This window comes from Luteimonas marina (assembly GCF_007859325.1).
GTDB classification, from domain to species: domain Bacteria; phylum Pseudomonadota; class Gammaproteobacteria; order Xanthomonadales; family Xanthomonadaceae; genus Luteimonas; species Luteimonas marina.
In genome coordinates this window covers 94,902-112,276 of the sequence record NZ_VOHK01000005.1, presented here as the reverse complement: position 1 = coordinate 112,276, position 17,375 = coordinate 94,902, and the positions used below count along the sequence as shown (strand labels likewise).

Here is a 17,375-nt window from a genome sequence, read left to right as displayed (position 1 = left end):
TTTCATCGAAAGGAAAGCATTTCTTTCATTCCGAAAGCGGCGCTTGCCTACCGTCCATCGTCATGGACAAGGAGAAAAGCGACTTCGCCCGCCGCCTGCGCGCGGCGCTGCACGATGCGGGGATCGAGGCCAGTGCGTCGGTGCTGGAGAAGCGCTTCAATTCCCGCTACGGCGGCGTTCCGGTGACGGCGCAGGCGATCTCGGGCTGGCTGTCGGGCCGCTACATGCCCAAGCAGGACAAGATCCGCGTGCTGGCCGCGATCGTCGGCATGGATCCGCACGTGCTGCAGTACGGCGGCAAGGCCCGCGTCGGCGAGGGTCGGCCGGACTGGACGGAGGCGATGGCGCCGCGGGACGTCGCGATGGTCGATGCCTACCTGTCGCTGCCGGCGCCGCGGCGCCAGCTGGTGCGCGAGCTGGTCGAGGCGCTCGCAGGACGAGCCGACGCGGGCCGGGATTCCTAGCGACGCACGGTGCCGATGGCGCAGGCGTGCCGGTCGGCTTCAGCGCCTGAGTTTCCCGTCCAGTCCCGGCACGGCGTGGAACAGGAATTCCTTGCCCTGTCGGGACTGCTTCATCAGGCTCGCGGCTGCCAGGCCCTGCAGGTCGGCGCGCGCGGTGTCGTAGGCGATATCGTGGGTGCGCCGGTGCACGGCGATGGTGAAGGCCTTGTCCGGGTGCTTGAGCGCGTTGAGCAGCAGCGCGCGCTGGCGATGGTTGAGCTGGCGTGCGAGCTTGCTGCCCGGCTTGAGCAGCGTTTCGGCGTCATGCCGGGCCTGCTGCTTGCGGGTGATGTAGAGGTGCAGGCTTTCGATGGACTTGATCAGCACGTCCAGCTGGTGCGAGACGAAGTAGGTGGCGTCGCTGTCGTCGGTTTCGGTCTGCAGGTAGGCGCGTGTGTACTGCCCGGGCGCGCGCCTGAGGATGCTGGAGATGGAGATGTACTCGGTCATCCAGAAGCCGGCGTTGAGCATCGACCAGTAGAACAGGGCGCGTGCGGTGCGGCCGTTTCCGTCCACGAAGGGATGGTCGTAACCGATCATGAAGTGGATCAGGATCGCGCGCACGACGGGGTGCAGGAAGGTCTCGGCGTCGTCGCCTTCGTTGGCGAAGTCGCACAGCGCCTGCAACCGGGAGGGCAGTTCGCCTGCAGCGGGAGGGACGTGCAGGATGCGTCCGGTCTCGTCCTGCACCACGATGTCTTCGTCCACGCGGCGGAAGCGGCCGGTGGAGGCGGGGTCGTCCAGCGTGCCGTCGGTCAGCATGCGGTGGATCTCGAGCACCGTCCTTGGCGTGAGCGGCTTGCCGACCCAGCGCTTGAGTTCTTCCATCGTCCGGTAATTGTTGACGATCATGCGCTCGCCGTAGTCGCGGGGCGCACGCCGGGTGAGCAGCATCTGCTTGGCGACGGGCGTGGTGGTGGAGGCGCCTTCGAGTTGCGACGAGGTCACCGCCTCTTCAATCAGCGAACGCATGAGGTAGCGGTCGCGCATGGTGCTGGCGGGCAGGGCGTCGGTGCCGCGCAGGGCGCCCGCGGCGTCGCGGGCGACGAGGAACAGCCTGCGCTGGAGGCTGTCGCCGAGGACGATGCCGAAGGGCTTGCCCTGCTTGTCGTGCAGGGGCAGCGGCCGCCGCAGCGCCTGGCGGGCGAGTTTCAGGCCCAGCCACCATTCTTCGTGGGAGTGTCCCTCCGGCGGTGCCAGGTGACGCAGGTGATCCCAGTGCTCGTAAACGCCCCGAACCTCGGGGCCGAGCCCGAGGTCGAAGATCGTGCCCAGCCGATCGCCGGCTTGTTGCAGCAGCGTAGGCAAGGCGGGAGGGGTGACGGGCAGTTTCATCGGATCCACCAAGTTCCTACCAAAACATATACGAATTGGTAGATAAATGGCAATTTGAGCATAATTGGCTGAATTTAAAGAAATTTATTCCATCTTTTCCTTCCGGAATGCCATCCGGGCCGATGCCTGCAGCAGCCAGAGCTGCCCCGATGCGGGCTGCGCCGGTGGCTGCCGGAAGTCGAGCGTCAGTTGTGCCGACAGGTCGTCGCGGTGGCGGGTGGGGAGCTTGAAACTGCGCCACGGCTGCAGGGCGTCCTGGTCGTCGCCCACTGCCGCCGGCTGCGGAAGCGGCCATTGGGTCATCGCCAGGTGCCTGGCTTCACGGAAGCAGGCGTAGCACCAGGAGGGCGAGATCAGCAGGAACGCCGCGAGGCGGGCGACATGGTTGTCGAACCGGCGCAGGAGATGGATCCAGCCCGCGGCGGGTGAATGGTAGGGCGACGGATCGACCGGTTCTTCGACGGCCATCGATTCCAGTGCTTCGAGCAGGGTGGCGGGATGCTCGCCTTCGTCGGCAAGGAAGCGATCCCAACCGGCGATGCCGCGATGCCCGTCCTCGTCGCCTGCCTGATCCGGACGCTGGATGCGATGGATGTGGCCGCCGGTGAGGCGTGCGCGCCGGCGCATGTGATCCAGTCCCCGGGCTGCATCGGTTTCCGATTGCAGATCCAGTGGTCGTTCCGAGTCCGCCTGGAGTTCGAGCAACGACCAATACGCTTCCGAGCGCAGGTCTTCGCGCGCCCATGCGCCGGAGGCGTCCTTGAGGATCCAATGCAGTGCGGCGCCGTGGCGCGCGACGAAGGCTTCGAGTGCTTCGACCGAATCCATGGCGCGTGCCGAACCTGCCTGCCGGAAATCGCCGCGATGATACGGACGCGTGGTTTCGCAGGCCATGGTGGCCTGGTGTCCATCTGCCGCGGAACGATCCGTTGCGCCTTCGCGGCGGCTTGTTGCTACAGTGCCGCGAGCCTCCTTGGATTGATCCGACAATGGCCACGTCCCTGATGCCCGCCACCTTCCTCGGCCACGGCAGCCCGATGAACGCGCTCGAGCGCAACCGCTTCACCGAGGCCTGGCGCGCGTTCGGGGCGTCGGTGCCGCGACCGCGGGCGATCCTGGCGGTGTCGGCGCACTGGTACACCAACGTGCTGGCGGTGACGGCGATGCCGCGGCCGCGCACGATCCACGATTTCTTCGGCTTCCCGCAGGCGCTGTTCGACGTGCAGTACCCGGCGCCCGGGTTGCCGGAGCTGGTCGAGGAGGTGGCGGAACTGGCGAAGCCGGACCGCGTCGGCGCCGACATCGACAGCTGGGGCATCGACCACGGCACCTGGTCGGTGCTGGTGCATGCCTTCCCCGAGGCCGACATCCCGGTGGTGCAGCTGTCGATCGACACGCGCAAGCCGATCGACTGGCACCTCGCGCTCGGCGCGAAGCTGGCGGCGCTGCGCGAGCGCGGCGTGCTGGTGGTGGGCAGCGGCAACGTGGTGCACAACCTGCGCGCGATCGACTGGAAGCAGCCCGATGGCGCGTTCGACTGGTCGAGGCGCTTCGACGAGGCCGCGCGCGAGCGGATGCTGGAACGGCCGCACGAGGTGGCGTCGCTGGTCTCGCATCCGGACTTCCGCATGGCGGTGCCGACGCCGGACCATTTCCTGCCGCTGCTGTACATCGCCGGCCTCGCGGCCGCCTCGGAGCGGCCGGCGAAGGTGCTGGTGGACGGTTACGCCTATGGTTCGCTGTCGATGACGTCGTACACGCTGGACGGGCGCTGCCCGGAGTCGTCGGGAAGCGGCGAGGGTGCCGCGCCGATCGAGACGCGGATGCCGCCGGAGGATGCGAACGTCTGATGGTGGTCGCGCCTGAAGGCGCTCCTACAGGAATCGCGTGCCTTGTTGTAGGAGCGCCTTCAGGCGCGACCTGATCGAACGCGCTATGCGCGCTCGCGTTCGATCGCGCGCCAGCCGATGTCGCCGCGGTGGAATTCGTTGGCCCAGGAGATCGCGTCGACGCCGGCGTAGGCGTTGCGCTGCGCGTCGGCCACGGTGTCGCCCAGCGCGGTGACGCAGAGCACGCGGCCGCCGGCGCTGGCGACGTTGCCTTGTGCGTCGAAGGCGGTGCCGGCATGGAAGACCGTTGCGCCTGTGGGCACGTTGCCGAGGCCGGCAATCACGTCGCCGGTGAGCGGTGATTCCGGGTACGGCTTCGACGCCATCACCACGCCCAGCGAAGGGCGCGGGTCCCACTGCGCCTCGACGCCTTCGAGCCTGCCGTCGATCGCGGCTTCGACCAGGTCGACGAGGTCGGACTGCAGGCGCAGCAATACCGGCTGGGTTTCCGGGTCGCCGAAGCGGACGTTGAACTCGATCACCCTGGGCGCGCCGGAGGCGTCGATCATCAGGCCGGCATAGAGGAAGCCGGTGAACGGCGTGCCGTCGGCGATCATGCCGGCGACGGTCGGTTCGACGATCTCGCGCATCACCCGCGCATGCACGTCAGGCGTGACCACGGGCGCGGGCGAGTACGCGCCCATGCCGCCGGTGTTGGGGCCGGTGTCGCCGTCGCCCACGCGCTTGTGGTCCTGCGACGTCGCCATCGGCAGTGCGTGCGCGCCGTCGACCATCGAGATGAAGCTGGCCTCCTCGCCGTCGAGGAATTCCTCGATCACCACGCGTGCGCCGGCGTCGCCGAAGGCGTTGCCCGAGAGCATGTCGCGCACGGCGGCCTCGGCCTCGGCCAGCGTCGTTGCCACGATCACGCCCTTGCCGGCGGCGAGGCCATCGGCCTTGACCACGATCGGCGCGCCCTTTTCGCGCAGGTAGGCCAGCGCCGGTTCGACCTCGGTGAACACCGAGTAGAACGCGGTCGGGATGCCGTGGCGCGCGAGGAAGTCCTTGGCGAAGGCCTTGCTGCCTTCCAGCTGCGCGGCGGCGGCGGCGGGGCCGAAGATGCGCAGGCCGGCGTCGCGGAAGCGGTCGACCACGCCGGCGACCAGCGGCACTTCGGGGCCGACGACGGTCAGCGCGACGCCCTCATCCCGCGCGAGCGCGAGCAGGCCGTCGAGGTCGGTGACCTTGATCGCGGCGTTGCGACATTTCGCTTCGGTCGCGGTGCCGGCGTTGCCCGGTGCGACGATCACTTCGGCCACGCGGGGCGACTGCGCGAGCTTCCAGGCCAGCGCGTGCTCGCGGCCGCCGGAACCGATGACGAGAATCTTCATGCAAGGCCTCCGGGTTCGTCATCCCGGCGGAAGCCGGGATCCATTTTCGCCGTTGCCGTCTGGTTACTGGAAAAGCAAGGGCAAGATGGATTCCGGCTTTCGCCGGGATGACGGCAGGAAAAACGGTCAGTGACGGAAATGGCGGATGCCGGTGAACACCATCGCGATGCCGTGCTCGTCGGCCGCGGCGATCACCTCGCCGTCGCGCATCGAGCCGCCGGGCTGGATCACCGCCTTGATGCCCGCCGCCGCTGCCGCGTCGATGCCATCGCGGAAGGGGAAGAAGGCGTCGCTGGCCATCACCGAGCCTTCTACCTGCAGGTCGGCGTCGGCGGCCTTGATGCCGGCGATGCGCGCCGAGTACACGCGGCTCATCTGCCCGGCGCCCACACCAATCGTGCGGCTGTCCTTCGCGTAGACGATGGCGTTGGACTTGACGAACTTCGCCACCTTCCACGCGAACAGCAGGTCGCTGAACTGCGCTTCGGTGGGCGCGAGCTTCGTCACCACCTTCAGCTCGTCGCGGGTGACCACGCGGTCGTCGATGGTCTGCATCAGCAGGCCAGAGCCCACGCGCTTGGTGTCGATGAACCCCTTCGACGGCGGCGCCAGCGCGATGCGCAGCACGCGCACGTTGGCCTTCTTCATCGCGTATTCGAGCGCGCCGGCCTCGTAGTCGGGCGCGATCAGCACCTCGACGAACTGGCGGTCGAGGATGACCTTGGCCGTGGCGGCATCGAGCGGGCGGTTGAAGGCGATGATGCCGCCGAAGGCGCTGGTGGGGTCGGTGGCGTAGGCGAGCTCGTAGGCGTCGCCGGTGCCTGCGCCAACCGCGACGCCGCAGGGGTTGGCGTGCTTGACGATCACGCAGGCCGGCGCGTCGAACTGGCGCACGCATTCCCAGGCCGCGTCGCTGTCGGCGATGTTGTTGTAGCTCAGTTCCTTGCCCTGCAGCTGCTCGAACGTCGCCAGCGAGCCGGGCGCGGGATACAGGTCGCGGTAGAACGCGGCCTGCTGGTGCGGGTTCTCGCCGTAGCGCAGGTCCATCACCTTGACGAAGCTGCCGTTGGCCTGCGCCGAGAAGGCGGCGCGCGCCGGCACGTCGTCCGCGGCGTCGGTGATCGCGGACAGGTAGTTGCTGATCGCCGCGTCGTACTGCGCAACGCGGTTGAAGGCGGCGACCGAGAGTGCGAAGCGCTTCGCCGCCGACAGCCGGCCGTCGTTCGCGTCGAGTTCGGCCAGCAGGTCCGCGTACTGGTCGGGTGAGGTCGCCACCGCCACGCGCGCGAAATTCTTCGCCGCACTGCGCAGCATCGCCGGGCCGCCGATGTCGATGTTCTCGACCGCGTCGGCGAGCGTGCAGCCGGCGTTCGCGGTGACGGCCTCGAACGGATACAGGTTCAGCACCAGCAGGTCGATCGCGGCGATGCCGTGCTGCGCCATCACCGCATCGTCGGTGCCGGCGCGGCCGAGCAGGCCGCCGTGCACCAGCGGATGCAGGGTCTTGACGCGGCCGTCCATCATTTCCGGGAAGCCGGTGAGCTCGGACACGTCCTTCACCGGCAGGCCCGCCTCGCGGATCGCCTTCGCGGTGCCGCCGGTGGACAGCAGTTCGACGTTGCGGGCGGCCAGTGCGGTGGCCAGTTCGATCAGCCCGGTCTTGTCGGACACGGACAGCAGCGCCCGGCGCACGGGCAGGAGGTCGTGGGTCATCGGGGAAGGGTCGGGGAGGGACGCGGACACGAGGGCGAAATTATAGGGGCTTCCGCCTGTGGCTGCCGCGGGTTGCGGCGGCAGCAGCTTGTGCATGACCCCGGATCAACGTCATCCCGGCGCAAGCCGGGATCCATTCGGCTGTGCCCTGGCAGTTTCCTGCAACACGGGCGCGCCACGCGCGATCGAAGATGGATTCCGGCCTGCGCCGGGATGACGGCGCCGGGGCGCGTCAGGCGATGCCGTACTCGCGCAGTTTCTTGCGCAAGGTCGCGCGATGGATGCCGAGCATGGTCGCGGCGCGGCTCTGGTTGCCGTCGCAATGTTCCAGCACTTCCAGGAACAGCGGGATTTCCAGTTCGCGCAGCGCGATCTGGTAGAGGTTGTCGGCATCGCTGCCGTTGAGATCGCCGAGGTAGCGGCGCACCGAGGTGGCGACATGCTCGCGCAGCGGCGCACGCGGCGCGCTGCGGACACTGTGCTGGTCGGTGTGTTCTGCGGTGTTCAAGTGGACGCTCGGGACTGCCGTGGCGATGCGGCGCCGAAGCGGACCAGTCATCGCGGGCGGACGAGTCTAGCGCCTCGCGGTCGCAGCGGACAATGCGAATTTCGTCGAATCGACGCGCGCTAACGGAAATCGAACGCGTAGGACACGGTTGCGGCCGATGGCTCGCGGATGTCCAGCGCGATGTCCGCCGTCTGTCCCGGATCGAGTCCCGATGCGGTCGGGGCCGATGCGAGGTATTCGTCGGCATCGAAGGCGCGCGCGGCGACCGGCCGGCCGTCGACGTCGGACAGCGTCAGCAGCAGCCGCGGCCAGGCCTGCGTCCAGCGGGCATCGTTGCGGAAGGTGGCGCTGACGCGCAGCGCGCCGGGTGCATCGGGATGCGGTCGCACCTCGCGCGCGAGCAGCGCGAAGGCCGCGGGCTCGTGCCATGCGGGGAGGCTGCAGCCGAACAGGCCGCAGACCGACGCCACCAGCGGCCGCCACTGCGCGTCGGCGGCGAGGCGGTCGCGGTCAGCGAGCAGGACCTGCAGGCCGAGCAGCAGGGCGAGCGAGGCGACGGCGGCGGGAAGCCGCCAGCGCCGGGCGCCCGCGGGTGCCGATGCCGCGGGCGCGGTCCTGGACAGGAAGCCCGGGCCGGATGCCGCGGTGGTTGCGGTTTCGATTGCGGTGGCGACCGGGTCGGTGGACGCTGGCGTGGTGATGGCCGGGGCATCGGCGACCGCGATCGCCGCGTCCGCCGGTGCCTGTGTCGTCGCCGTCGCGCCATCGTCGCCGGCGGGGTTCGCGATCGCTGCGGCTTCGGTGGGGGCCTCCGCGTTCTCCGCGGAGGCGTCGGTGTCCTTGCCCTCGTCGAGGACGCTCGCCGGTTCCGCTGCAGCGGTGTCGGGGACCGGTGATGCGGGATCCGGTGGCGCAGGGGGCTGCGCGGGAGCTTCGATGACGCCTGCTGCAATCGTGGTTGTTGGGACGTCCTGCAATGCGGCGGCAGGCGTGTCATTGCCGGTCGCGGCCGTGTCCGGCGACGCCTGCGGCAGCCGCAGCACGCCGGCGCAGCGCGGGCAGCGTTCCGGCGGCAGGTCGGTGACCGGATCGGTCGCGACCAGCGCGTTGCAGTGCTTGCAGTTCACGAACATGCGGTCATTCAACCACGCAGGCGCGCCGCGCTGCCGTGCCGCGCGTCACCGGCGGACGCCGTCGATGCGGACCCAGTCGCCCTCGTGCGCGACCGACAACGCCCCGAACCAGGGACGGAAGCGCTGCAGCAGCGCCTCCTCCTGCCCGTCGAGGATGCCCGACAGCGCGATGCGTCCGCCCGGCGCGGTGCGTTCGGCCAGCACCTCGGCCAGCGCATCGAGCGCGGAGGCGAGGATGTTGGCGACCACGATCGGGTAGGGGCCTGCCGGCGCCTGGCCCGGCTCGAAGACGGCCAGCGCGGCGTCGACGGCGTTGCGCTCGGCGTTGTCGCGGGTGGCGAGCAGCGCCTGCGGGTCGTTGTCGACGCCATCAGCCTGCGCCGCGCCCAGCTTCAGCGCGGCCAGCGCGAGGATGCCGCTGCCGCAGCCGAAATCGAGCACCGGCTTGCCCTGCAGCACGCCGTCGGCGGCGAGCGCGTCGAGCCACTGCAGGCACAGCGAGGTGGTTGGATGCGTGCCCGAGCCGAACGCGAGCCCCGGATCGAGCCGCACCACCGCGGCGTCGGCGGCGCGGGCCTCGTCGGGCAGTTCGTGGTTCCAGGGCACGATCCAGGTGCGCGCGCCGAAACGCAGCGGCTGGTACTGGTCCATCCAGGCGCGTTCCCAGTCCTGGTCCTCGACGTTGCGGAACGCCGCGCCGGTCCAGTCCAGCGCCGGGTCGAAGGCTTCCAGCGCGGCGAGCAGCAGCAGCGCGTCGGCATCGTGCGGGAACAGCGCGCTGAGCGCGATCGAATCCCACAGCGGCGTCTGGCCGACGCCGGGTTCGAGGATCGCGTGCTCGTTGCTCGTGTCCGCATCGGCATCGAGCATCGTCACCGCCAGCGCGCCCACGTCCTCCAGCGCGTGTTCGTAGCGCGGCTGCTCGGCCTCGCGGCAGCGGACGGTGAGTTCGAGGAAGGGCATGGCGACAGTCTAGCCGGGCGGCTGCCCCGGTTTCTCAGGAAACCGACCCTCGAGTGCGCTCGAGGTGCGCCGGAATGCAGCATTGCGGCCGATTGACCCTGTTTTGACCGCGGACGCGGCACAATAGCGGGCCCGACCCCCGAACGGAGATCGCACATGGCCTTCACCCTGCCCAAGCTGCCCTACGCCTACGACGCGCTCGAGCCGAACATCGACGCGCAGACGATGGAAATCCACCACACCAAGCACCACCAGACCTACATCAACAACGCCAACGCGGCGCTGGAAGGCACCGAGTGGGCCGACAAGTCCGCCGAGGAGATCATCGCCAACCTCGACGCGCTGCCCGAGGACAAGCGCGGCCCGCTGCGCAACAACGCCGGCGGCCACGCCAACCACTCGCTGTTCTGGACGGTGATGTCGCCCGAGGGCGGCGGCCAGCCGACCGGTGACGTGGCCAAGCACATCGACAGCGACCTCGGCGGCTTCGACGCGTTCAAGGACGCCTTCACCAAGGCCGCGCTGACCCGCTTCGGCAGCGGCTGGGCGTGGCTGTCGGTCGACAAGTCCGGAAAGCTCTCGGTCGAAAGCAGCGCCAACCAGGACAATCCGCTGATGAAGGGCATCGGCTCGGGCAACACCCCGATCCTCGGCCTGGACGTGTGGGAACACGCCTACTACCTGAAGTACCAGAACCGCCGCCCGGACTACATCGCCGCGTTCTACAACGTCGTCGACTGGAACGAGGTCGAGCGCCGCTACCAGGAAGCCGTGAAGGGCTGATTGCTCTTTGCCGAATGCTTCCATGTCCGGGCCGCGCAAGCGGCCCGGATCGTTTCCGGGTGCAACGGACAGGTCGTTGTCTAGGCCGCCCGGCCCGCGCGGCGAATGCGGGCGAGTTTCTTCGCGACAGGACAATCCGGTCGGTGCGCGCCGGGCAGGATGCCCAGGCTCATCAGGAATTCGCCGGTGATCTCGCCGCCGGTGAAGCGGAAGGTCCGCTTGAACAGCTTCACCCACGAGGCCTTGTCGCGCACCGTGCCGTGCTCGTCGCGCGCGTTCGCGTCCAGCCACCGCGCGAAGCCGCCGTGCGGGGCGCGCAGGCCGCGGATCACCTGCGCATTGTGGATCGCGGCCGCGACCTTGAGCCGGTTGCGGATGATGCCCGGGTCGGCGAGCAGGCGGGCGACGTCGCGCGCGCCGTAGGCCGCCACCTTGTCCACGTCGAAACCGTCGTAGGCGCGGCGGAAGCCGTCGCGCTTGCGCAGGATCGTCTCCCAGCTCAGGCCGGCCTGGTTGATCTCCAGCAGCAGGCGCTCGAACAGCACGGATTCGTCGCGCTGCGGGAAGCCGTATTCGGTGTCGTGGTAGGGACCGTGCAGCGGGTGCCCGGGCGCGAAATCGCAATAGCCGCTCATCACGCAAGCATAACGACTGCGGGTCGCCCCGGGTTGCCTCGCGGCGCATGCCCGCGCCAACATGGATGTCCCCCGACACGCCCGCAGACGCCATGGACATCGCCGACCGCCGCATCGCCACCGTGCACTTCACGCTCAGGGACGAGCAGGGACAGGCCATCACCTCCACGCACGGCCATGCGCCGCTGGTCTACATGCACGGCACCGGCAGCATCATGCCCGGGCTGGAACAGGCGCTGGCCGGCAAGTCGCCGGGCGATGCGTTCTCGGTGACGATCGCGCCCGAGGCCGGCTTCGGCCCGCGCCACGAACTGCTGGTGCAGACGCTGCCGCGCGGCAAGCTGGGCGCGTCGGCGGCGCCGGCGGTCGGTGCGAAGCTGACCGCGCAGACCGCGAAGGGGCCGCTCGAGGTGGTGGTGACCGCGATCGATGGCGACACGGTGACCGTCGACGGCAACCATCCGCTGGCCGGACGCACGGTCCAGGCGCAGGTGGAGGTGGTCGACGTGCGCCTGGCGACGCCGGAGGAGCAGCAGTTCGGCCTCGGCTGAACCGGCGCGGCGGCGTGCGGCGCGCCATTGCGGCGCAGGGCCTAGAATGGCCGCATGCCCGCCCTGTCGCCCTCGTTCGCGAACCAGCTGCTGATCGCACTGCCGACGCTCGCCGATCCCAATTTCGCGCGCACGGTGGCGCTGATCTGCCAGCACGACGACGATGGCGCGATGGGCGTGGTCGTCAACCGGGCGTCGGACTACACCCTGGGCGAGGTGCTGCAGCAGATGGACATCGGCAGCGACGATCCGGCGCTGCTCGAACGCCGCGTGCTCGCCGGTGGTCCGGTCCATCCCGAGCGCGGCTTCGTCATCCACGACGGCGACCGCGCCTGGGATTCCAGCCTCGCCGTCGCCGACGGCCTGTACGTGACCACCTCGCGCGACATCCTCGAGGCGATCGCGCGGGGCGAGGGGCCGGAGCACGCCACGGTCGCGCTCGGCTGCGCCGGCTGGGGCGCGGGGCAGCTGGAGTACGAGCTGACCGAGAACAGCTGGCTGACCGCGCCCGCGCGCCACGAGATCCTGTTCTCGCTGCCGCTGGACCAGCGCTGGCAGGCCGCGGCCGGGGAGATCGGCGTCGACCTGATGCGCATGGCGGGGCACGTGGGGCACGCATGAGCGCGGGGCCGATCCGCGCCGACGGCACGGTGCTGGGCTTCGACGTCGGCGCGCGTCGCATCGGCGTGGCGGTGGGCAGCGCCTTCGGCCACGGCGCGCGCGCGCTGGCGGTGGTCGACGTGCACGGTGAACAGATCGACTGGGCCGCGATCGACCGGCTGCGCAAGGAGTGGGGCCCGGACGGCCTGGTGGTCGGCGACCCGATGACGCTCGACGGCGGCGACCAGCCGATCCGCGCGCGCGCGCGCGCCTTCGCGCAGGCGCTCAAGGCGCGCTACCGGCTGCCGGTGGTGATGGTGGACGAGCGCAGCAGCTCGATCGAGGCGGCGCAGCGCTTCGCCGCCGACCGCGCCGAAGGCCGGCGCCGGCGCCGCGACGCCGCGGCGCTGGACGCGGTCGCCGCCGCGATCATCGTCGAACGCTGGCTGGCCTCGCCCCGGGACGCTACGTCCCTGTAGACATCCCGCAGGCGCCCTCCATCGAAGGGCGGATTTGCCGGACAATATCCGCCCATGACCGAACAGACCGATTCCGAAGGCCGGCTGCGCCACCTGCTGACGCTGGAAGGCCTGCCGCGCGAGGCCCTCGTGGCGCTGCTCGACCGCGCCGGGGCCTTCGCCGACGGCTTTGATGCGCGCGACGCGCTGGCCGGCACCGCCGTCTGCACCCTGTTCTTCGAGCCCTCCACGCGCACCCGGCTGAGCTTCCAGCGCGCCGCGCAGCGCCTGGGCGCCGACGTGCTCGGCTTCGACGCCGCCACCTCGTCCACCACCAAGGGCGAGACCGCGCGCGACACGCTCAGGAACATCGAGGCGATGGGCGTGCGCGGCTTCGTCGTGCGCCACTCCGGCGACGGCGCGGTGGCCGAGCTCGCCGCGGCGGCCAAGGCCGGCACCACCCTGGTCAACGCCGGCGACGGCCGCAGCGCGCATCCCACCCAGGGTCTGCTCGACATGCTGACGCTGCGCCAGGCGCTGGGCGAGGATTTCGCGTCGCGCCGCTTCGTCATTGTCGGCGACGTGAAGCACTCGCGCGTCGCGCGCTCGGACCTGCACGCGCTGCGCACGCTCGGCGCCGGGGAGATCCGAATCTGCGGGCCGGCGTCGCTGCTGCCCGGCGACGACACCCTGGCCGGCTGCACCGTCACCCATGACCTCGACGCCGCGCTCGACGGCGTCGACGCGGTGATGATGCTGCGCCTGCAGCGCGAGCGCATGGAGGAAGGGCTGGTCGCATCGCTGGACGACTACCACCGCGACTACGGACTCACCGCGGGGCGCCTGCGCCGGGCGTCGGCGGATGCGGTGGTGCTGCACCCGGGGCCGATGAACCGCGGCGTCGAGATCAGCGACGAGGTCGCCGACGGCCCGCAGTCGCTGATCCTGCGGCAGGTGGCGAACGGCGTCGCGGTGCGGATGGCGGTGCTGGAGGCGCTGCTGGCGTGAAGTGGCGCGCGACGCCGGACGTACTGGCCGCCGTCGTGCTGTGCGGGTTCGCCGCGCTGCTGTGGCTGCCCGCGCTGTGGACGCCGTTCTGGGGCGACGACTACTTCTACCTGCACGGCGCGCGCGCGGCCAACGAGGCCGGGCAGCCCTGGCTGCAGACCTTCTGGCCGGAACAGCCGATGAAGTTCTGGCGGCCGCTGTCGCAGGAGGCGTTCTGGCGCGTGCTCGAAGGCACGCTGGGCGCGGATGCCTTGCTGGCGCACGGGGTGAACCTGGTCCTGCACCTGTCGGCGGCGGCCTGCGTCGGCGTCTTCGGCCATGCGCTCGCGCGCGCCTGCGCGTGGGAGCAGCCGCGCGCCATCGCGCTGCTGTCGTGTTCGTTCTATGTGGTGCTGGCGCTGGGGCTGCTGCCGGTGCACTGGGTCGCGGCGGCGAACAGCCCGATCCTGGTGGCGCTGACCGCCCTGATCCTGGCGGCGTGGCTGTCCGCCGCGCAGGCGTCGGGCGCGGCGCGCATCGCGCTGCTGGCGGCGCTTCCCGCACTGCTTGCCGCGGCCCTGCTGAGCAAGGAGTCGGCGGTGCTGACGCCGCTGCTGATGCTGGCGACGAGCCTGTTCGCGGGCGTGCGGCCGCGGCGCGGCGAAGTCGTGGCGTGGCTGGCCTGCCTCGTCCTCGCGCTGGCCTGGCTGGCCTTGCGCCGGCAGGTGACGGTGAACGACGCCGCGCAGTACGAACTCGTCTTCGGCGCGGGCATGCTGCGCAATGCCGCGTCGCTGGGCGCATGGCTGCTCAACGTGCCGCGCGAGGCCCTGCGCATGATCGCCACCGGTGAACTGCTGGCGGGCGCGGTCTGGGCCGCGGCCGTGGCCCTGCCGGTGATGGCGGCGTGGCTGCTGGCGCTGCGCGGCGGCGGCGGCCGGCTTGAACCGCGGCAGTGGGGCGTGCTGGCGCTGTTCGTGGGGCTGGCCTACGCACCGTACTTCCCGCTGGCCTGGAACAGCTATGCCTACTACGCGGCCGTCGCCGCGATCCTGCCGACGGTCGCGCTGGCGCGCTGCCTGCAGGGGCGCGGCGTCGCGGTGGTCGCGGCCGTGCTGGTCGGCGCCTCGTCGCTGGTCGCGGTGGAGGGCACGCGCCGGCTCGACCACCCGGGCCTGATCGGTCGCGCGCACTGGGCAGAGGCGACCCTGCGCGAATTGGAACGGTCGCCGCCCGCTGCGCCCCTGTCCGTCCAGGTCGAGGACGGGCAGCGCTTCTACGCCATCGGCGCGAACGGCCTCGCCTGGCGGCTGGGCCTGAAGCCCGAAGATGTCCGCATGGTCGATGCCTGCCCGGCCGTCGGCGCCTGCCTGCAGGTACGCGCCGACGGCAGCTGGCAGCTGCATTGAGCGCGCCGCGGGGTGGCGGCAACAGCGCTGCGGATCAATGCCCGCTTGCCGTTCCATCCGTAGGTCGGGGCTACGCCCCCGACGCCCGGCCAGCGGCGGTCAAGGCGTCGGCCACGTAGAGCCTGCCCCGTACTTGATACGGGGGCCGACCTACGCCATTGATCGCGAACGTGTATGGAGGGGCGCCTCGGGGGGGGCGGCACCGGGCGCGCTCAACGCTGCCGGAAGGCGTTCGCCCGACGTTGCGCGAACAGCCACGTCCACAGCTCCGGCGTGGCATAGGCCGGGTCCCAGCTGTTGTGGTTGGCGTCCGGGAACTCGGTGTAGCGCGCGTCGCGCGCGCCGGCGGCCTTGAACGCGGCTTCCAGCCGTCGCGAGTACTCCGGCGGCACCAGGTCGTCCTTCGCGCCGTGGAAGATCCACACCGGAATGCCGCGCAACCGCTGCGCGGCGGCGGCATACGGATCGGCTTCGCCGTCGAGACCGGTGACCGCCATCGACGGCCGCCGCGGATGCACGAGCCCGCCGCATACCGGCACCAGCGCGGCGAAGCGGTAGGACTGGCGCAGTGCGTAGTCCCAGACGCCGTAGCCGCCCATCGACAGGCCGGTGAGGTAGGTGCGGCCGGGATCGCCGCCGAACTCGCGCGTGGCCGCGTCGAGCTGGGCGAACGCCACGTCCGCGACCTGGTTCCATTCGCTGTCCGCCGGCGCCTGCGGGAACACGACGATCGCGGGAAAGTCGCCGGCATGCGCCCGCACGTGCGGACCGAGGCCGACCGCGACCTGTCGCTGGTTGTCGTCGCCGCGCTCGCCGGACCCGTGCAGGAACAGGATCACCGGCGCCTTGCCCTGCACGGCCGTGCGCGCCGGGACGAACACCTGGTAGCGGTGGCTGCGGCCGTCGACGGTGACCTCGCGCGCGACGAATTCGCCGCGCTCGGGGCGCTGCGGCGTGGAAGCGCAGGCGGCGAGCAGGGTGGTCATCAACAGCAGCAGGGGGAGTGGGCGCAGGTGCATTGTCGTCCTTCCGTAGTCATGGCGTTGGCAGGCAGCTGCTCCTCCAGTTCTTCGTCATCCCCGCGAAAGCGGGGATCCAGTGTCTTGTTGTTGATTCAAAAGCGTAAAGACACTGGATTCCCGCCTTCGCGGGAATGACGGAAATACAAGCTTCCGTCGCGAACAGGCCCTAGTACAGCAGGATCACCGTCGCCAGCCCGAGGAAGCTGAAGAAGCCCATCACGTCCGTGACCGCGGTGACCACCACCGTGCCGGCGACCGCCGGATCGACGCGCATGCGCTTGAGCAGCAGCGGCAGCAGCACGCCCGCGAGCGCGGCCGAGCAGAAGTTGATCACCAGCGCCGCGGCGATCACCAGCGACAGTGGCCAGGAATGGAACCACGCCAGCGCCACCAGGCCGACCAGGCCGCCGATCAGCAGGCCGTTGATCAGCGCCACGCGCAGCTCCTTCCACAGCAGGATGCCGGCGTTGCTGGCGCCGACCTGGCCGAGCGCGATGCCGCGCACCATCAGCGTCAGCACCTGCACGGCCGCATTGCCACCAATCCCGGCGACGATCGGCATCAGCACCGCGAGCGCGACGACCTTCTCGATGGTGGCGTCGAACTGCCCGATCACGCCGGCGGCGAGGAAGGCGGTGAGCAGGTTGATGCCCAGCCACACCACGCGGCCGCGCACCGCGCGCTTGATCGGCGAGAACAGGTCCTCGTCCTCGTCGAGGCCGGCCGCGCCCAGGGCCTGGTGCTCGGCCTGCTCGCGGATGATGTCGACCACGTCGTCGACGGTGATGCGGCCGAGCAGCACGTTGCCGTCGTCGACCACCGGCGAGGACACCCAGTCGTTGTCGGAGAACTGGCGCGCGACCTGCTCGGCGGTGGCGTCGACGTGCAGCGACTCGAGCTCGTCGTCGATCAGCTGGTTGATCGGCGTGCCCGGGTCGCGGGTGACGAGGTCCTGCAGCGCGACCCAGCCGATCAGCTGGTGGCGGCGGTTGACCACGTACAGGTGGTCGGTGTGCTCGGGCAGCTCGCCGCGCAGGCGCAGGAAGCGCAGCACCACGTCGACCGTGGTGTCGGCGCGCACCGTCACCACGTCCGGGTTCATCAGGCGGCCGGCGGTGTCCTCGGGGTAGGACAGCACCTGTTCGAGGCGCTCGCGGTTCTCGCGGTCCATCGAGCGCAGCAGTTCGTCGATCACCGCATCGGGCAGGTCCTCGACGAGGTCGGCGAGGTCGTCGATGTCGAGGTCCGAGGCCGCCGCGACCAGTTCGTCCTGGTCCATGTCCGCGATCAGGCTCTCGCGGACCTCGTCGCCGACGTGCACCAGCACCTCGCCGTCGTCCTCGGGATCGACCAGACCCCACACGACCATGCGCTTGTCGGGCGGCAGCGATTCGAGCAGGTTGCCGATCTCGGCCGGCGCCAGGGTGTTGACCATGCGCCGCACCGGCCCGAGGCGACCGCTGTCGAGCGCGTCCGAAAGCAGACGCAGCTGGCGCGCGGTCTTGTCGTGGCGGACGGCTTCGGCCATGCGCGGCTCCGGTGGACGGTGGAGGCG

Annotated in this window: 18 protein-coding genes; 8 read left to right on the top strand and 10 right to left on the bottom strand. The window is 70.4% G+C overall.

From position 1 onward, the window contains the following. The first annotated feature begins 62 nt into the window (after window positions 1–62). Window positions 63–464 (top strand): transcriptional regulator, encoded by a 402-nt coding sequence (locus FQY83_RS12290; RefSeq protein ID WP_146388257.1) that lies wholly within the window; start codon window positions 63–65, stop codon window positions 462–464. A gap of 39 nt (window positions 465–503) precedes the next feature. On the opposite strand, the gene FQY83_RS12285 is transcribed toward FQY83_RS12290, so the two are convergent. Beyond that, the gene (locus tag FQY83_RS12285; RefSeq protein ID WP_146388256.1) at window positions 504–1,838 is read right to left on the bottom strand and encodes a Fic family protein; all 1,335 of its coding nucleotides are present in this window, start codon (window positions 1,836–1,838) and stop codon (window positions 504–506) included. 84 nt (window positions 1,839–1,922) lie between these two features. Continuing rightward, the gene (locus tag FQY83_RS12280; protein WP_146388255.1) at window positions 1,923–2,732 is read right to left on the bottom strand and encodes a hypothetical protein; all 810 of its coding nucleotides are present in this window, start codon (window positions 2,730–2,732) and stop codon (window positions 1,923–1,925) included. 95 nt (window positions 2,733–2,827) lie between these two features. Here FQY83_RS12280 and ygiD point away from each other — a divergent pair, with 95 nt between their 5' ends. Next, window positions 2,828–3,688 carry a 4,5-DOPA-extradiol-dioxygenase gene (ygiD, locus tag FQY83_RS12275; protein WP_238333490.1) on the top strand — a complete coding sequence of 287 codons (861 nt, stop codon included), beginning with the start codon at window positions 2,828–2,830 and terminating at the stop codon, window positions 3,686–3,688. 83 nt (window positions 3,689–3,771) lie between these two features. Here ygiD and purD read toward each other — a convergent pair whose 3' ends face one another. The 5 genes from purD to prmA all read right to left on the bottom strand — a co-directional run bounded on the left by purD (window position 3,772) and on the right by prmA (window position 9,375). Then, on the bottom strand, window positions 3,772–5,058 hold the full coding sequence (gene purD, locus FQY83_RS12270; protein ID WP_146388254.1) for a phosphoribosylamine--glycine ligase: 1,287 nt from the start codon (window positions 5,056–5,058) through the stop codon (window positions 3,772–3,774). 126 nt (window positions 5,059–5,184) lie between these two features. Beyond that, complete coding sequence (purH, locus tag FQY83_RS12265; RefSeq protein ID WP_146388253.1) at window positions 5,185–6,771, bottom strand: bifunctional phosphoribosylaminoimidazolecarboxamide formyltransferase/IMP cyclohydrolase; 1,587 nt, start codon at window positions 6,769–6,771, stop codon at window positions 5,185–5,187. A 232-nt stretch (window positions 6,772–7,003) separates the two neighbouring features. Next, window positions 7,004–7,279: a DNA-binding transcriptional regulator Fis gene (gene fis / locus FQY83_RS12260; protein WP_238333489.1), complete on the bottom strand. Its 276-nt coding sequence runs from the start codon at window positions 7,277–7,279 to the stop codon at window positions 7,004–7,006. Between the two features lie 119 nt (window positions 7,280–7,398). After that, window positions 7,399–8,412, bottom strand: coding sequence for a DUF3426 domain-containing protein (locus FQY83_RS12255; RefSeq protein ID WP_146388251.1), 1,014 nt, complete (start codon window positions 8,410–8,412; stop codon window positions 7,399–7,401). A 45-nt stretch (window positions 8,413–8,457) separates the two neighbouring features. After that, window positions 8,458–9,375, bottom strand: a complete 918-nt coding sequence (gene prmA, locus FQY83_RS12250) for a 50S ribosomal protein L11 methyltransferase (protein ID WP_146388250.1) — start codon at window positions 9,373–9,375, stop codon at window positions 8,458–8,460. Window positions 9,376–9,531: 156 nt separating this feature from the next. Between prmA and FQY83_RS12245 the strand changes: the two genes are divergently transcribed. Continuing rightward, window positions 9,532–10,158 (top strand): superoxide dismutase, encoded by a 627-nt coding sequence (locus FQY83_RS12245; protein WP_146388249.1) that lies wholly within the window; start codon window positions 9,532–9,534, stop codon window positions 10,156–10,158. An 80-nt stretch (window positions 10,159–10,238) separates the two neighbouring features. Here the strand turns inward: FQY83_RS12245 and FQY83_RS12240 are convergent, their stop codons facing one another. Next, complete coding sequence (locus FQY83_RS12240) at window positions 10,239–10,793, bottom strand: DNA-3-methyladenine glycosylase I (RefSeq protein WP_146388248.1); 555 nt, start codon at window positions 10,791–10,793, stop codon at window positions 10,239–10,241. A 65-nt stretch (window positions 10,794–10,858) separates the two neighbouring features. Here FQY83_RS12240 and FQY83_RS12235 point away from each other — a divergent pair, with 65 nt between their 5' ends. Genes FQY83_RS12235 through FQY83_RS12215 form a run of 5 tightly spaced genes read left to right on the top strand, consistent with a single transcriptional unit; the run spans window position 10,859 to window position 14,798 of the window. Further along, complete coding sequence (locus FQY83_RS12235) at window positions 10,859–11,344, top strand: FKBP-type peptidyl-prolyl cis-trans isomerase (protein ID WP_158636498.1); 486 nt, start codon at window positions 10,859–10,861, stop codon at window positions 11,342–11,344. Window positions 11,345–11,398: 54 nt separating this feature from the next. After that, complete coding sequence (locus FQY83_RS12230) at window positions 11,399–11,965, top strand: YqgE/AlgH family protein (RefSeq protein ID WP_146388246.1); 567 nt, start codon at window positions 11,399–11,401, stop codon at window positions 11,963–11,965. Next, on the top strand, window positions 11,962–12,423 hold the full coding sequence (gene ruvX / locus FQY83_RS12225; protein ID WP_146388245.1) for a Holliday junction resolvase RuvX: 462 nt from the start codon (window positions 11,962–11,964) through the stop codon (window positions 12,421–12,423). Before FQY83_RS12230 ends, ruvX begins: the two co-directional genes overlap by 4 nt. Before the next feature lie 54 nt (window positions 12,424–12,477). Further along, entirely contained in the window at window positions 12,478–13,410 is a 933-nt protein-coding gene (locus FQY83_RS12220) for an aspartate carbamoyltransferase catalytic subunit (RefSeq protein ID WP_146388244.1), read from the top strand. Next, window positions 13,407–14,798: a hypothetical protein gene (locus FQY83_RS12215; protein WP_146388243.1), complete on the top strand. Its 1,392-nt coding sequence runs from the start codon at window positions 13,407–13,409 to the stop codon at window positions 14,796–14,798. The genes FQY83_RS12220 and FQY83_RS12215 overlap by 4 nt, the downstream gene beginning before the upstream one ends. A gap of 212 nt (window positions 14,799–15,010) precedes the next feature. On the opposite strand, the gene FQY83_RS12210 is transcribed toward FQY83_RS12215, so the two are convergent. Together FQY83_RS12210 and mgtE are read right to left on the bottom strand one after the other, a co-directional pair. Further along, complete coding sequence (locus FQY83_RS12210; protein ID WP_146388242.1) at window positions 15,011–15,817, bottom strand: carboxylesterase family protein; 807 nt, start codon at window positions 15,815–15,817, stop codon at window positions 15,011–15,013. A 169-nt stretch (window positions 15,818–15,986) separates the two neighbouring features. Then, window positions 15,987–17,348, bottom strand: a complete 1,362-nt coding sequence (mgtE, locus tag FQY83_RS12205; protein WP_146388241.1) for a magnesium transporter — start codon at window positions 17,346–17,348, stop codon at window positions 15,987–15,989. Window positions 17,349–17,375 lie beyond the last annotated feature (27 nt).

Excerpts from the sequence above, each read along its gene's own strand:
- FQY83_RS12290 (WP_146388257.1), top strand. The coding sequence starts at position 63 with ATGGACAAGGAGAAAAGCGACTTCGCCCGCCGCCTGCGCGCGGCGCTG.
- FQY83_RS12285 (WP_146388256.1), bottom strand. The coding sequence starts at position 1,838 with ATGAAACTGCCCGTCACCCCTCCCGCCTTGCCTACGCTGCTGCAACAA.
- FQY83_RS12280 (WP_146388255.1), bottom strand. The coding sequence starts at position 2,732 with ATGGCCTGCGAAACCACGCGTCCGTATCATCGCGGCGATTTCCGGCAG.
- ygiD (WP_238333490.1), top strand. The coding sequence starts at position 2,828 with ATGGCCACGTCCCTGATGCCCGCCACCTTCCTCGGCCACGGCAGCCCG.
- purD (WP_146388254.1), bottom strand. The coding sequence starts at position 5,058 with ATGAAGATTCTCGTCATCGGTTCCGGCGGCCGCGAGCACGCGCTGGCC.
- purH (WP_146388253.1), bottom strand. The coding sequence starts at position 6,771 with ATGACCCACGACCTCCTGCCCGTGCGCCGGGCGCTGCTGTCCGTGTCC.
- FQY83_RS12255 (WP_146388251.1), bottom strand. The coding sequence starts at position 8,412 with ATGTTCGTGAACTGCAAGCACTGCAACGCGCTGGTCGCGACCGATCCG.
- prmA (WP_146388250.1), bottom strand. The coding sequence starts at position 9,375 with ATGCCCTTCCTCGAACTCACCGTCCGCTGCCGCGAGGCCGAGCAGCCG.
- FQY83_RS12245 (WP_146388249.1), top strand. The coding sequence starts at position 9,532 with ATGGCCTTCACCCTGCCCAAGCTGCCCTACGCCTACGACGCGCTCGAG.
- FQY83_RS12240 (WP_146388248.1), bottom strand. The coding sequence starts at position 10,793 with ATGAGCGGCTATTGCGATTTCGCGCCCGGGCACCCGCTGCACGGTCCC.
- FQY83_RS12235 (WP_158636498.1), top strand. The coding sequence starts at position 10,859 with ATGTCCCCCGACACGCCCGCAGACGCCATGGACATCGCCGACCGCCGC.
- FQY83_RS12230 (WP_146388246.1), top strand. The coding sequence starts at position 11,399 with ATGCCCGCCCTGTCGCCCTCGTTCGCGAACCAGCTGCTGATCGCACTG.
- ruvX (WP_146388245.1), top strand. The coding sequence starts at position 11,962 with ATGAGCGCGGGGCCGATCCGCGCCGACGGCACGGTGCTGGGCTTCGAC.
- FQY83_RS12220 (WP_146388244.1), top strand. The coding sequence starts at position 12,478 with ATGACCGAACAGACCGATTCCGAAGGCCGGCTGCGCCACCTGCTGACG.
- FQY83_RS12210 (WP_146388242.1), bottom strand. The coding sequence starts at position 15,817 with ATGCACCTGCGCCCACTCCCCCTGCTGCTGTTGATGACCACCCTGCTC.
- mgtE (WP_146388241.1), bottom strand. The coding sequence starts at position 17,348 with ATGGCCGAAGCCGTCCGCCACGACAAGACCGCGCGCCAGCTGCGTCTG.